A 13343-nucleotide genomic window follows, 5' to 3' on the forward strand; every position below is an offset into this window, starting at 1 on the left:
CACAGGCGTGCCTACCGACGTGAGCTGTTGCTCCGTCAACCAGAGGCCCGCTGGCGCCCTTGACGGCAGTACCTGACGGCAACGTCGGCGTAGTCAGTCGAGCATCGCCTCATGGAGGCGTCGTGCCGTAGCAGCGAGCAGACGCCGGAGCTTCTCCTTGTTCTTGCCGTAGGTCTTGAGGGCGTGGCAGTTGGGGCACAAGGCGATCATGTTCCAAGGGACATCGGGTCCCTCCTTGGCCAGGTCTTCGACGTGGTCGACCTGCAAAATTGGCAGGCCGGCTGTGGTCAGCTCCGTGGGGTGGCCTGCACATTGAGGGTTTTCACACCTGCCGCGGCAGCGCTTGATGACGGCAGCTCGCGCGCTGGGGTCGCGGACGTACTTGTCGGCCAGTGTCGGCTTCTTCATCTGGCCGCGACGCTCGGCGTTCGCCTCGGCCTTCCGCGCCAGACGCCGATACGCATCCGCGTCGCTCTCCTCGCCGCTGGGGGCTTCGAGGTCGACGTCGCTGGGACGGTAGTCGCCGGTGTCGTCGTGGAGCTCCCCTGTATCGGCGTCCAGCGCTTCGAACACTTCGGCGGGCCAGGTCTCCCGCTCCGGGGAGGGAACAGGCGCCAGCACCCAAAGGAACTCACGACGGGGCAGCTTGTCCTCTCCCACGCCCCACCGCAGTCGGCGTTGCACGATCACAGCCCAGGTCTCGAAGCTGAACTGTCCCCGGAACGGCTTGTGCCAGTAGCGCAGCGGACGACCAGCCGCCTGATGCTCGGCCATGAGTTCATTGCCGTCAGTGAGCTTCTGGTCGCCAGACAGACCATCGCCCACGTAGGCGATCCAGTTGGTGTCCGGGATGCGCCCATCGGCGTAGGGCCCCTTGTCGTCTGAGAAGGCGCTCAGGATGCCGTCGGCGAGGCAGCCGATCCCTGCCATCTTCTGGCCACCATAGGCCCGCCAAATGGCGTCCCGATCCTTGAATGTTTCCCCAAGCAGCGGACGCAGAGCATCCGGCCACCTGCCGGCGAGCAACTCGTGGAGGCCGAAGTCTTCGAGCAAGCCTGCTGGAAGGGGATGGAAGTAGCGCAGGATCAGTCCGGCAGCCGCGGATGCCGCAGCATCCGGGTGCGAGCGGAGCAGGTTGTAGTCGTCCTCGCGCAGACCGCCAAGGGGATTGACCTCGTTCAGCGACTCCAGTGTCGGGCGTCGCCCGCGGCTGGTCATCGTGAGTTCCTGCCCCTGCTCGATGGTCCACAGCCCATCGCGAACGAGTACCCAGAACGGGTAACGGGCCCCGTCTACACCGTCTTCCACCTGACCGTGCTTCACCAGCAGCGGTGCGACAGCATCACGGACGGTCGACCATGTCTGCATGCGGGGTGCTCCGGCCAGAGCCTGGCCGAATGCCCAGAGCAGCAGAACGGGACGGTGCAGGGCGGGTCCCGTCGCACGTCGAGCCGGCCGAACGTCTCCTACGCGCCGATGAAAGGTCTTGGGGGGCTCCACCACGGTGAAGCCCTCCCTCGTCAGCCATGCCACTGCATGCTTCAGCCCCCCGCTGAACTGGGACGGCTTGAGGGCCTCCCCGAAGTCGTACCGGTGAGCAACGCCAGCTATCGCCTTCGAGTCGTACAGGCTTCCTTCGTGTTCCAGAAGATAGGTAGCCGCGGCGCGGTAGCCGTAGAGGTCCCGGAACGCCTCCGGGCCGATCCGGTCGTGCTCCGCAATCGCCTGCAAGATTCCTGCACGAGTGATCTCAGAAGCTGCCATGCGCGACACCGTAGATCACAGCACTGACAGGTTCCCCCAGACGTCCCCCATAACAGCCTTTGACGCTCGAAACGCCTGTTCAGGAGCACTAGAGCCAGCCCGCTGTAAATCTGCCGGCTCAGCCTTCCCAGGTTCGAATCCTGGCGCCGCCACACGACCGAAAGGGTCCGTGACCAGCCCGAGTGCTGGACGCGGACCCTTTTGTCGTTCTGGTGACCGTGGGGGCGGTTCGAGTAGCCGTTGTGCTGTTCGGAGGCCTTGAGCGTCAGACGGCGGGGACGTCGTGAGAGCGGCGAGTGGAGGCGTGAGCTTCAGCAAGGCAGGCTGAAAGCATGCAGGCGATCCTGCGCTCGTTCCTTCGGCTAGGAGCCGGCGGCCATGGCCGGCTCCTCTTGGCTCTGATGCAGTGTGTGCCCTTCTTGATCGGGTTGGCCGTGCTGGTCATCGAGCTCACGCCTGCCCACTTCATCTATACCGGCCCCTTTCTCACCGCGATCCCGGCGTTGGCGGCGGTGACGTTGGGCCCCAAGGGGACCGCCGCGGCAGCTGCTCTCGCGCTTGTGATCAGCGTGACCACGGCTACCTACAACCAGGCGTGGGGCACCTTGCAGGTCTATACCAACTTTCTGGCCTTGGCCCTGGTGTCCGTGGCCGGCTTCATCACGAGCAGTGCCATGCAGACGCGCCGACAGAGAGAGCTCGACCAGGTTCGCCAGATCGCCGTGGCGGCACAGGAGGTCGTGCTACGGCCTGTACCCGCGCGCCTGGGCCCGGTGCGGGCGGCCAGCATGTGCCTTGCGGCTGGGACGGGCGCACAGGTGGGCGGTGATCTGTACGAGGCCGTACAGACCCCGTATGGCGTCCGGATGATCGTGGGGGACGTCCGGGGGAAGGGGCTGGCGGCGGTGCGAGCCGTCGCAGTGGCGGCGGGGGCGTTTCGGGAGGCCGTGCACTACGAGGACGACTTGGTGGAGGTGATGAACCACTGTGCGGCTGCGTTGCGACGGGAACTCGCCGTGCCGGACGCATACGACGAGGAAGTTCTGCTGGAAGGGTTCACCACGGTGCTCATCGCGCAGGTGCCGGACGAACCCGTGGTGCAGCTGGTCAACCGTGGGCATCCGCCGCCGCTGCTGTTGCACCAGGGCAGGGCCGAGACGCTGATGCCGACCTCTCCATTGCCGCCCGTCGGCATGGAAGACCTTGTCGCCGGCCCTCCGCCCAAAGCTGAGAGCTATACGTTCCTCCCCGGTGACCGCCTGCTGCTGTACACCGATGGCGTGATAGAGGCCCGCAACCGCGACAGCGAATTCTTCGCTCTGCCGGAGGCCATGGAGGGGATACGCCCCGGCACCACCCCGCCGGAGTTCCTGGAACTTCTGCACCAGGCATTGGTCCGCCACACCGAGGGCGACTTGGCGGACGATGTGGCGATGCTCCTCGTGGACCGGCTCAACGGCGAACCAGAGCCGCCTCCCGGTGGGGCGGACGCGGGGCAGCGGTCGCTGTGAGCTGCGAAACCGCAGTTCAACGGGTGCCCGTCGCGCGGTCTGTAAATCTGCCGGCTCAGCCCCCAGGTTCGAATCCTGGCGCCGCCACACCACCGAGAGGGTCCGTGACCAGCGAGAACGCTGGACGCGGGCCCTTTCGTCGTTCTTCGTTCTCACGGCAGCCCCCGGGGTCGGTGTGCGTCGCCCTGGACGCGGTGCCCTTCCTCGCGTTCGCCTGCTCGCTCTCGTTCTCGTTCTCGTGCGGAGGCGGCCGATCGTGCGATTTCGTCTCCCGGGTGGCCTGCTGGTCGCGGTTCCCGATGACGTCACTAGAATCGAACGCGTGAACGATGACCGTCCGCTGACGCGTCTCGACATGCTGCGCTTCGCCCGCCGCGTCGTCGAGCATCAGGCTGCGCGGCAGCTCGCGTTGATGGACCGGTGGATCGCCGACGAGGAGCGCCGGGAGGCCGAGCGGAAACGCCGTCTCGCCGTCCGGCAGGCCCTTCCGGAGTGGCTCATCGAGCGTGGCCTGAACGGCCGGAGCGCGGTGTACGTTCACGTCGGCGGCTGTACGGGCGCCGGCGAGCGGGCGAAAGGCGTCGGCAGGGAGCAGGCGGTGCGGGCCCTCACCGACGAAGGTGTCCCCGCGTGCCCGCTGTGCCGGCCGGACACCGCGTTGGGGATTCTCGAATGACCGTCCCGGGTGCGGGCCCGGACGGTCCGGATGATGCTGGAGCCATGGCCGGGAAACGTCCCATTATCGTGCACCTGCCGTCTCCGACCGGCGGTCGCCGGGTGCGGGTGGACGGCGAGATTCTCGGCCTCGCGCACAACGTGAGGGACCTCGTGGAGTTCCTGCGCAGGGCGGGGCTGGAGATCGAACCGGAAGAGGTGGCCGACTCGCCGCTGATCGACTGGCGCGGAGCGGGCCCCGACCGGTGGGAAGCGGAGACCCGGACCTGACCGCGCCACCGCGTGGGGAACGGAGGCCCGGACCTGCCGCGCCACCGCGTGGGGAACGGAGGCCCGGACCTGCCGCGCCACCGCGTGGGGAGCGGAGGCCCGGACCTGCCGCGCCACCGCGTGGGGAGCGGAGGCCCGGACCTGCCCGCTTCGCCGTATGGGGACCCTGCCCGCTTCGCCCTATGGGGAGCGTGGGCATGGAGGCTGGGACCTGACCGCGCCGCCGTGTAGGGAGAGGGGCCCGGACCTGACCGCTTCGCCGCTCTCGCCCGTGCGGAGGCGCACCGGCGGCCCCGTTCCGGGCAGACTGGCGGAATGTCCTCCCGACGCAGAACCTGTCCCGTGTGCCGTCGCGAAATCGCTGTTGTCGCAGGCCGCTTCGCGCGACACGACCCGCCCGGAGCGCGGGGGAGCGGAGAACTCGTCTCCTGCACGGGATCGCGGCGCCAGGCGCAACTCGGCGCGGAGCAGCCATCCTTGGACGGCTATGTCGTGCCGGACTTTCCCGGGCAGTTGCCTCTGTTCTGAGTCCCCCTGTGGCGTATGAGTTCTGACGGGCCGCCGGCGGGGCGTGCATGGGCGCGCGCAACGCCCGACAACAACGCCCGACAACAACCCCGACAACCCGTCAGCAGAGCGCCGAGCGGCGTGCGCGGCAGGCTCGACCGGTCAACGGTCGGCCGCCGGCATCAGTTCCCGGCGACAGACTTCACCGCGACCGTCACCGGCGTCGAATCACTGATCAGCTCCAGCGTGAGACCGGCCGTCGCCGGCGTGTCCACCAGCTCCGCGAGGACGGTCGCCACGTCGTCCCGCGGAATCGTGCCGCGCCCCGTGTGCGCCTCCAGACGGACGAGGCCGGTGCCAGCGTCGTCCGTCAGCGAGCCCGGGCGCAGGATGGTCCAGTCCAGCGCCTCCTGCCGGGTGATGTACGCGTCGGCCTCGCCCTTGGCGCGCAGATACACGTCGAAGACCTCGTCCCCCTGGTGCGCGGGATCCGCGCCCATCGAGGACACCACCACGAAGCGGCGTACACGCGCGCGTACCGCCGCGTCCGCGAACAGCACCGCCGCGCCCCTGTCCACCGTCTCCTTGCGGGCCTTGCCGCTGCCCGGGCCCGCGCCCGCCGCGAAGACCGCCGCGTCCGCGCCCTGTAGGTGCGCGGCGACCTCCTCGACCGAGACGGACTCCAGGTCGAGCAGGACCGGTTCGGCACCGGCCGCCCGGAGATCGTCGCCCTGCTCGGGCTTGCGGATGATGCCCGCCACCTCGTCCCCGCGCGCGGAGAGCAAACGCTCCAGCCGCAGCGCAATCTGACCATGACCACCAGCGATGACAATGCGCATGATTCCGACCGTACGCCCGAAAGGCCGCGTCCGCCGCACGGGTCAGCGGCGCGGACAGCCTTCCCGGAACTCCCCCCCCGTCCACCCCCCCCGGGTCCCCCCGGCCGCACGGTCAGGACACTTCCCCGCGCCCCTGTCGCGGCAGCCCGAGTTCCGCCGCCGCCGAGTTGCAGTACTCGCGCACCGCGCTCGTACGGGCCACCACCCGGCCGCGGTGCACCACGATCCGGCTGTAGGCCAGGGAGAGCGCGCCGGCGAGATGGTCGCCGCGTACGGCCAGCAGTTCGGCGGGGAATCCCGCCTCCACCCGCACCTCGGGCAGTCCCAGCACCGCCCGGGCCGAGGCGCACACGGCGTCGTAGGCGTCCTCCGGGCGCAGGCCGTGGGCGGAGGCGAGGAGGTAGGCCGCCTCAAGTGGATCGCCGCGGCCGACAGGGTTGGAGACGTCGCGCATGGCCCCGCTGCCCGCCGCCACCCGCACCCCGGCCGCACGCAGCAGCCGCAGGGGTGCCGTGCCCCGCTTGTCGGCGCCGCCGCAGCCGCCCTGGGGCAGGCACACCACCGTCACTCCGGCCGCCGCGAGCTGGTCGGCGGCGCGGGCGGCGGCCTCGACGGGCAGGCGCGCGAGCCCCGCGCACGGTCCGATCGTCACGCCGGGGCGCAGGCCCCCGGCCATGGCCGCGAGCCGGGACAGCCGGGCCGAGTCCGCGGCGTCGGTGTGCAGGTCCACCGGGCAACCGTGTTCGGAGGCCACCTCCAGGACCGCCTCCACGTAGCCCGTGGGATCCGGGTCCAGGTCCGGGCAGCCGCCCACCACGGAGGCGCCCATCTTCACCGCGTCCCGCAGTATCGCGAGCCCCTCGGCGCCGGCCACCCCGGTCAGCAGCCGTGGCATCGCCACTGTCGTCAGCTCCGCCAGCCCCCGCAGCGACCGCCGTGCCTGCAGGACCGCGCCCAGCGCGCCGAGCCCCTGGACGTCGCCCACGCGCACGTGCGCGCGAAGCGCCGTCGCCCCGTGCCCGAGCTGTAGCAGGGCCGCCTCGGTCGCCCGGCGCTGGACGTCGTCGGGGGCGTACGACACGGGGCCGGGGCTTTCGGCGGACAGGGCGGTGTCGCCGTGGGCGTGCGGCTCCGCCGGGGCCGGCAGGAGCAGATAGCCGCTCAGGTCCACGCGCGTGACGCCCGCACGGGCCGGGCCGGGGGCGAGACTGCCGGTCGTACCCACCGCCTCGATCCGCCCTTTGCCCAGTCGCACGTCCACGGTCCGGCCGTCCGTGAGCCGCGCCCCGCAGAGCAGGAGGGCCGCCGGATCGGAGGGCCCCGAGGACCCCGACGAGTTCGACGGCGGTTGCGGCTGCGGCTGGCTGTCGGGCATCGCGCTCCAGGGTCGGGGCCGGGGGGCTCGGCGGGCCGGCGTGCGTGATGCGAGGCCGTAAGGCCCCAAGATCACGCAGAGTGAGTCGAGCCTAGGGTCGCGAACCGCGTGGTTCGCGCAGGAGCGCAATAGTCGTACCGGCGTGGTCCGCGCCGCGCGGTACACGTGCCGCCCACGCGCGGGCCGAGGCCGCACCTGACGACGCCCACGCGCGCGTGCAGCTTCCTCGGCGCAGCCGGAAGTGGTTCACGCGAGTGTGCCGCCGCCGTCCGTGCAGCCGGAAGTGGTTCACGCGAGTGTGCCGCCGCTGTCCGTGCAGCCGGAAGTGGTTCACGCGCGCGTGCCGCCGCCGTCCGTGTCGCCGTCGGCGCGACGCACGCCGCGCGAGGCCCGTTCGCCCCCACCTCGCAGCTCCCGCACCCCGTGATGAGCCGGTGGCGCGCAGGCGCGTCGTATGAGGTCCAGGGGGTGCCGGGAGGGCGGTGAGGGAGGCCGGGGCGGGCGGCGGGAAACGGATTTGGGTGAACGGCGGCGGACCGTGTAATGTCTTCATCGCTCGCCCCAATAGCTCAGTCGGCAGAGCGTCTCCATGGTAAGGAGAAGGTCTACGGTTCGATTCCGTATTGGGGCTCTGGTGTGAGAGGTTCCCGCCGCGAGGCGGGGTCCGATCTCATCAAAGCGGTGTAGCTCAGTCGGTAGAGCAAGCGGCTCATAATCGCTGTGTCACCGGTTCAAGTCCGGTCACCGCTACTGACAGTAGCCGATTGTGGGGTCGGTCCTTCGATCGGCTACTCTTTTATGCGTTGAACCTGTCCCATCCGTTCGTCAAGGAGCACTCACGTGGCTGCCACCGACGTCCGCCCGAAGATCACGCTGGCCTGCGTGGAGTGCAAGGAGCGGAACTACATCACCAAGAAGAACCGGCGTAACAACCCGGATCGCCTTGAGATGAAGAAGCACTGCCCGCGTTGCAACGCGCACACCGCGCACCGCGAGACGCGATAAATCAGGCTCGTCCGTGAGGCCGTCCCCTTTCGAGGGGGCGGCCTCACGGCGTTTCCGTCGACCCACGTCGCCCCGGCGGCCCCATGCGCGTTCCATGGCGGGTTTCCGGCTAATTTGGGGCCATCACAGCAGACATCAGGAGGTGCCGGGCCATGGCGCTCGACCAGTCCTTCGTGGGACGGACCTACCCGCCCACCGCGCCCTATGAGGTGGGCCGGGAGAAGATCCGCGAGTTCGCCGAGGCGGTGGGCGAGACCAACCCGGTGTACACGGATCCCGAGGCCGCCAAGGCGTTCGGTCACTCCGATGTGATCGCCCCGCCGACCTTCGTGTTCTCCATCACCTTCCGGGCCGCCGGACAGGTCGTCGAGGACCCGCAGCTGGGACTCGACTACAGCCGCGTGGTGCACGGCGACCAGAAGTTCGCCTACGTCCGTCCGGTGGGCGCCGGCGACCGGCTCACGGTCACCTCCACGATCGAGGGGATCAAGTCCCTCGCGGGCAACGACATCCTGGACATCCGTGGTGAGGTGCACGACGAGGCCGGCGAGCTCGTCGTCACCGCCTGGACCAAGCTCGTGGCCCGCGCGGCCGAGGAGGCGTGAGCACCCGATGACGGCGAAGATCGCGTACGACGACGTCGAGGTCGGCACCGAGCTGCCGGCGCAGAGCTTCCCCGTGACCCGCGCCACGCTGGTGCGCTACGCGGGTGCCTCCGGGGACTTCAACCCGATCCACTGGAACGAGAAGTTCGCCAAGGAGGTGGGCCTGCCGGACGTCATCGCACACGGCATGTTCACCATGGCCGAGGCGGTCCGCGTGGTCACGGACTGGACCGGGGACCCGGGCGCGGTCGTGGAGTACGGCGTCCGGTTCACCAAGCCCGTCGTCGTCCCCAACGACGACCAGGGCGCCCTGATCGAGGTCAGCGGCAAGGTCGCGGCCAAGCTGGACGACAACACCGTGCGGGTCGACCTGACGGCGATGAGCGCCGGCCAGAAGGTACTGGGCATGTCCCGGGCGGTCGTACGACTGGCCTGACGGCCGGGGCCGCAGACCGACCGATGTGAGGGGTGTCCGCCACGGCAGGGCACCCCTTACGCGCACTCCCGCGCGGGGCGCCCCTTGCCAAGTTAGTGATTGAGTACTAACTTCCTCCGCATGGCCAGGATGAGTGCAGACGAGCGGCGTGAGAGCGTCATTCGCGCGGCGATGGCCGAGTTCGCGCGCGGGGGGTACCACGGCACCTCCACCGAGGCGATCGCCAGGCGGGTCGGGGTGTCGCAGCCGTATCTCTTCCGGCTCTTCCCCGGCAAGAAGGCGATCTTCCTGGCGGCGGCGGAACGGTGCGTGGACGACACGATCCGGACCTTCGAGGCGGCGTCCGAGGGGCTGCGGGGCGAAGAGGCCCTGCACGCCATGGCGAACGCGTACACCAGGGTCATCGCGGAACGGCCCGAGCGGCTGATGATGCAGATGCAGATGTACGTCGCGGTGGCGGCCGCCGAGGAAGAGGGCGACCGCGAGTTCGGCGAGAGCGTCCGGGCGGGCTGGATGCGACTGTGGGACACGGTGCATCTGCCGCTCGGCGCGGACGTCGACGAGACGACCACTTTCCTGGCGTACGGGATGCTCATCAACTGCCTGGTGGCCATGGGGTTCCCGCCGCAGCACCGGGTGTGGGAGGGGCTCCATCCGTCGGCGCGTGGGACGGGGCGCCCGCAAGCGTAGGGCGGCCGGGGAAGGCGGCGACGCCTTCACCTGCCGCAAAAAGTTAGTCATCAATAACTAACCAAAGACCACTCAGGGGGAGCGATGGCACAGCAGACAGCAATACCCAGCAGCACCACATCGCGCGCGGGGGCCGTGTGGGCCCTCGTCATCACCAGCGTCGCCGGGTTCATGGCGGCCCTGGACAACCTCGTCGTCACCACGGCCCTGCCCTCCATCCGCAAGGATCTCGGCGGGGCGCTGGACGACCTGGAATGGACGGTGAGCGCCTACACACTCACCTTCGCCGTCCTGCTGATGTTCGGCGCCGCGCTCGGCGACCGCTTCGGGCGCCGCCGGCTCTTCATCGCCGGACTCGCCGTCTTCACGGGTGCCTCCGCCGCCGCGGCCATGGCACCCGGCATCGACGCCCTGATCGTCGCCCGCGCGGTCCAGGGGGTCGGCGCGGCCGTGATGATGCCGCTCACCCTGACGCTGCTGACCGCGGCCGTGCCGGCGGCCAGGCGGGGAATGGTGTACGGCATCTGGGGCGCCGTCAACGGGCTCGCCGTGGCCTCCGGGCCGCTGATCGGCGGCAGCCTCACCGAGCACGTCTCCTGGCACTGGATCTTCTGGCTCAACGTGCCGCTCGGCCTTGTCGCTCTGCCGCTCGCCCGGCTGCGCCTCGCCGAGTCCTACGGCACCGGCGCCCGGCTCGACATTCCCGGCACGCTGCTCGCCAGCGGCGGGCTCTTCGGGATCGTCTACGGCCTGGTCCGCGGGCCCGCCGACGGCTGGACCGACTCCGTGGTGCTGACCGCGCTGATCGCGGGCGGAGCGCTGCTGGCGGGCTTCGTCCTCTACAGCTCCCGGGCGGCCGCCCCCATGCTGCCGATGCGGCTGTTCCGCTCCCGGGCCTTCGCCGGGATCAACGCGGCCAGCCTGCTGATGTTCGTGGGGATGTTCGGCTCGATCTTCCTGCTCAGCCAGTACATGCAGGGCGTCCTCGGCTACTCGCCCACCGAGGCGGGGCTCCGGATGCTGCCGTGGACCGGCATGCCGATGCTCGTCGCGCCCGTCGCCGGGATCCTCTCCGACCGGATCGGCGGCCGGCCGGTCGTCGCCGCGGGCCTGTTCCTGCAGGCGGCCGGCCTCGGCTACATGGCCGGGGTGGCCACCACGGACGCCTCCTACGCCGTCCAGCTGCCCGCCCTGATCATCAGCGGTGTCGGCATGGCACTGTTCTTCGCGCCGGCCGCGAACCTGGTCATGTCCAGCGTCCGCCCGCAGGAGCAGGGCATCGCCTCCGGCGCGAACAACGCACTGCGCGAGGTGGGCGGCGCGCTCGGCATCGCGATCATGTCGTCGATCTTCTCCGCACAGGGCGGTTACGAGTCCGCGCAGAGCTTCGTGGACGGCCTGCGGCCGGCCCTGGTCACCGGGTCGGCGGTGGTCGCCCTGGCAGCGGTCGCGGCCCTGGTGATCCCCGCCCGCCGGCTCCCCGGCCCGACCGCCACCACGGCCGGACAGGCACCCGGACCGGTCCTCGAGACCACCTCCCACTGACCCGCGCCACCCGTGCGAGGAACCCGCGCCACCCACGCGAGGAACCCGCGCTGCCCCAGCGGGGAACCCACGCTGCCCACGCCGCCCGGACCGCGCCGCAAGCCCCGGCCGAGTCCACCGGCCGGCAGACCTCCGCCGGCGAACTGCCGGTGAGCCGGGACGAGGCGGTACGGCGGCTCATGTGGTCGCCGCGCGACAGTACCGGGCACGCGCGCGCGGACCACGGCTCGGGCCGGTCCACGCGCGCGTGCGTGGACCGGCCCGAGCAGGTCCGCACGCGCGTGGCACGGCTCGGGCCGGCCCGCGCGCGGGTGCGGTGCTGTCGGAGGTGTCTCGTAGTCTTGGGCCCGTGCAGGTACTCCACGACGCCCCCCTTGCCCCGCTGACCACCTTCCGGCTGGGCGGTCCCGCGACGCGGCTGGTGACCGCCGCGACCGACGCCGAGGTGATCGCCGCAGTCCGCGAGGCCGACGACAACGGCACCCCGCTGCTGCTCATCGGCGGCGGATCGAACCTCGTCATCGGCGACAAGGGCTTCGACGGCACCGCCCTGCGCATCGCCACCCGCGGCGTCGAACTGCGCGGCACCACCCTGGAGCTGGCGGCCGGCGAGGTGTGGACCGACGCCGTCGCACGCACCGTGGAAGCCGGGCTCGCCGGCATCGAGTGCCTGGCCGGCATCCCCGGATCCGCGGGCGCCACGCCGATCCAGAACGTGGGCGCCTACGGCCAGGAGGTCTCCTCGACGATCACGGAGGTGATCGCGTATGACCGGCGGACGGGCGAGACGGTCACGCTGACGAACGAGGAGTGCGCCTTCTCGTACCGCCACAGCCGCTTCAAGGCCGACCCCGAGCGCTATGTCGTCCTCCGGGTCCGTTTCGACCTGGAGGACGCGGACGGACTGTCCGCCCCGGTCAAGTACGCCGAGGCGGCCCGCGCACTCGGCGCGGAGCCCGGCGACCGGGTGCCGCTGGCCGACGCCCGGGAGACCGTGCTGAAGCTCCGGGCCGGCAAAGGCATGGTGCTGGACCCCGAGGACCACGACAGCTGGTCGGCCGGGTCCTTCTTCACCAACCCGATCCTCACCGACGAGCAGTTCGCCGCGTTCCACGCGCGCGTGCGCGAGCGGCTGGGCGACGGCGTCGAGCCGCCCGCCTACCCGGCGGGGGAGGGCCGTACGAAGACGTCCGCGGCCTGGCTGATCGACAAGGCGGGCTTCACCAAGGGCTACGGCACCGGCCCCGCCCGCATCTCCACCAAGCACACCCTCGCCCTCACCAACCGGGGCGGCGCCACCACGGAGGACCTGCTGGCCCTGGCCCGAGAGGTGGTCGCCGGCGTCCGCGAGGTCTTCGGGGTCACGCTGGTCAACGAGCCGGTGACCGTGGGTGTGAGCCTGTGACCGGACGGGCTCAGTAGGCCACCCCCACCCCCTGCTTCAGGGTCTCCCCGGCGTCGATCATCGACAGCATCGCGTGCGCGACGTCCGCGCGCGCGATGAAGCGGCCCTTGGGCGGGAAGCCGCCGACGACGGTGCGATAGCGGCCGGTGAGCGGCTTGTCCCGCAGGCGCGGCGGCCGTACGGAGGTCCAGTCCGTGCCGCTGCGGGCCAGGTCGGCCTCCATCTCCCGCAGATCGGCGTACACGTCCTTGAAGATCGCCGACACCATGCCCCGCATCGCGCGGTCCAGCGCGCCGTCGTCCTCCGGATCCGGTCCCACCGGACCGGCGCTGACGACCAGCAGCCGGCGCACGTCCTCCGCCTCCATGGCGCCCAGGACCGTCCGGGTCAGCCGCGTGGTCACACCGGCGTCCTTGCGGCTGCGCGCACCCAGGCCGGACAGGACGGCGTGCCGGCCCCGGACGGCGGCGCGCAGCTCCTGCGGGTCGGTCAGGCCGCTGCGCACGACCTCCAGGCGATCTCCGGCGGCACCCAGCCGGGCCGGATCCCGTACGACCGCCGTGACCTCGTGACCGGCGTCCAGGGCCTGGCGGACCAGCTCCCGGCCGATCCCCCCGGTGGCACCGAAAACGGTCAGCTTCATGTGGCTCCCCCTGCTCGACATCAGTGGGTGAGTACTTACTCACCCTGCTGCCTTCTAGAGTGGGTAAGCACTC

The 13343-nt window shown here is 70.7% G+C and carries 14 protein-coding genes and 2 tRNA genes; 12 read left to right on the plus strand and 4 right to left on the minus strand.

Annotation, left to right across the window (positions count from 1 at the left end):
- Nucleotides 1-93: 93 nt before the first annotated feature.
- Entirely contained in the window at nucleotides 94-1764 is a 1671-nt protein-coding gene (locus ACIGYR_RS24745; protein WP_399596846.1) for an HNH endonuclease, read from the minus strand.
- A 332-nt stretch (nucleotides 1765-2096) separates the two neighbouring features.
- Between ACIGYR_RS24745 and ACIGYR_RS24750 the strand changes: the two genes are divergently transcribed.
- The 4 genes from ACIGYR_RS24750 to ACIGYR_RS24765 all read left to right on the plus strand — a co-directional run bounded on the left by ACIGYR_RS24750 (nucleotide 2097) and on the right by ACIGYR_RS24765 (nucleotide 4748).
- A complete protein-coding gene (locus ACIGYR_RS24750) occupies nucleotides 2097-3275 on the plus strand; it encodes a PP2C family protein-serine/threonine phosphatase (RefSeq protein ID WP_399596849.1) in 1179 nt (392 codons plus the stop codon).
- Between the two features lie 322 nt (nucleotides 3276-3597).
- A complete protein-coding gene (locus ACIGYR_RS24755) occupies nucleotides 3598-3951 on the plus strand; it encodes a DUF6233 domain-containing protein (RefSeq protein ID WP_391839761.1) in 354 nt (117 codons plus the stop codon).
- Between the two features lie 44 nt (nucleotides 3952-3995).
- Nucleotides 3996-4220 (plus strand): hypothetical protein, encoded by a 225-nt coding sequence (locus tag ACIGYR_RS24760; protein ID WP_391839762.1) that lies wholly within the window; start codon nucleotides 3996-3998, stop codon nucleotides 4218-4220.
- A gap of 315 nt (nucleotides 4221-4535) precedes the next feature.
- On the plus strand, nucleotides 4536-4748 hold the full coding sequence (locus tag ACIGYR_RS24765) for a hypothetical protein (RefSeq protein ID WP_391839764.1): 213 nt from the start codon (nucleotides 4536-4538) through the stop codon (nucleotides 4746-4748).
- Nucleotides 4749-4909: 161 nt separating this feature from the next.
- On the opposite strand, the gene ACIGYR_RS24770 is transcribed toward ACIGYR_RS24765, so the two are convergent.
- Complete coding sequence (locus tag ACIGYR_RS24770) at nucleotides 4910-5566, minus strand: NAD(P)H-binding protein (RefSeq protein WP_399596854.1); 657 nt, start codon at nucleotides 5564-5566, stop codon at nucleotides 4910-4912.
- Nucleotides 5567-5678: 112 nt separating this feature from the next.
- Nucleotides 5679-6941 (minus strand): amidohydrolase family protein, encoded by a 1263-nt coding sequence (locus ACIGYR_RS24775; RefSeq protein WP_399596856.1) that lies wholly within the window; start codon nucleotides 6939-6941, stop codon nucleotides 5679-5681.
- Between the two features lie 558 nt (nucleotides 6942-7499).
- On the opposite strand from ACIGYR_RS24775, the gene ACIGYR_RS24780 reads away from it, so the two are divergent.
- The 8 genes from ACIGYR_RS24780 to ACIGYR_RS24815 all read left to right on the plus strand — a co-directional run bounded on the left by ACIGYR_RS24780 (nucleotide 7500) and on the right by ACIGYR_RS24815 (nucleotide 12627).
- Nucleotides 7500-7572, plus strand: a tRNA-Thr gene (locus ACIGYR_RS24780).
- Nucleotides 7573-7618: 46 nt separating this feature from the next.
- Nucleotides 7619-7691, plus strand: a tRNA-Met gene (locus ACIGYR_RS24785).
- Between the two features lie 90 nt (nucleotides 7692-7781).
- The gene (gene rpmG / locus ACIGYR_RS24790; protein ID WP_003948671.1) at nucleotides 7782-7946 is read left to right on the plus strand and encodes a 50S ribosomal protein L33; all 165 of its coding nucleotides are present in this window, start codon (nucleotides 7782-7784) and stop codon (nucleotides 7944-7946) included.
- A 152-nt stretch (nucleotides 7947-8098) separates the two neighbouring features.
- On the plus strand, nucleotides 8099-8551 hold the full coding sequence (locus ACIGYR_RS24795) for a MaoC family dehydratase N-terminal domain-containing protein (protein ID WP_391839770.1): 453 nt from the start codon (nucleotides 8099-8101) through the stop codon (nucleotides 8549-8551).
- A 7-nt stretch (nucleotides 8552-8558) separates the two neighbouring features.
- A complete protein-coding gene (locus tag ACIGYR_RS24800) occupies nucleotides 8559-8987 on the plus strand; it encodes a MaoC family dehydratase (RefSeq protein ID WP_391839772.1) in 429 nt (142 codons plus the stop codon).
- A 120-nt stretch (nucleotides 8988-9107) separates the two neighbouring features.
- Entirely contained in the window at nucleotides 9108-9677 is a 570-nt protein-coding gene (locus tag ACIGYR_RS24805; RefSeq protein WP_391839774.1) for a TetR/AcrR family transcriptional regulator, read from the plus strand.
- An 84-nt stretch (nucleotides 9678-9761) separates the two neighbouring features.
- On the plus strand, nucleotides 9762-11222 hold the full coding sequence (locus ACIGYR_RS24810; RefSeq protein ID WP_399596863.1) for a DHA2 family efflux MFS transporter permease subunit: 1461 nt from the start codon (nucleotides 9762-9764) through the stop codon (nucleotides 11220-11222).
- Nucleotides 11223-11538: 316 nt separating this feature from the next.
- Nucleotides 11539-12627, plus strand: a complete 1089-nt coding sequence (locus ACIGYR_RS24815; protein WP_399596866.1) for a UDP-N-acetylmuramate dehydrogenase — start codon at nucleotides 11539-11541, stop codon at nucleotides 12625-12627.
- A gap of 10 nt (nucleotides 12628-12637) precedes the next feature.
- Here ACIGYR_RS24815 and ACIGYR_RS24820 read toward each other — a convergent pair whose 3' ends face one another.
- Nucleotides 12638-13270, minus strand: coding sequence for an NAD(P)-dependent oxidoreductase (locus ACIGYR_RS24820; protein WP_391839780.1), 633 nt, complete (start codon nucleotides 13268-13270; stop codon nucleotides 12638-12640).
- Nucleotides 13271-13343 lie beyond the last annotated feature (73 nt).

The sequence above is a fragment of the Streptomyces sp. NPDC053076 genome, from assembly GCF_044546845.1.
Classification (GTDB): Bacteria; Actinomycetota; Actinomycetes; order Streptomycetales; family Streptomycetaceae; genus Streptomyces.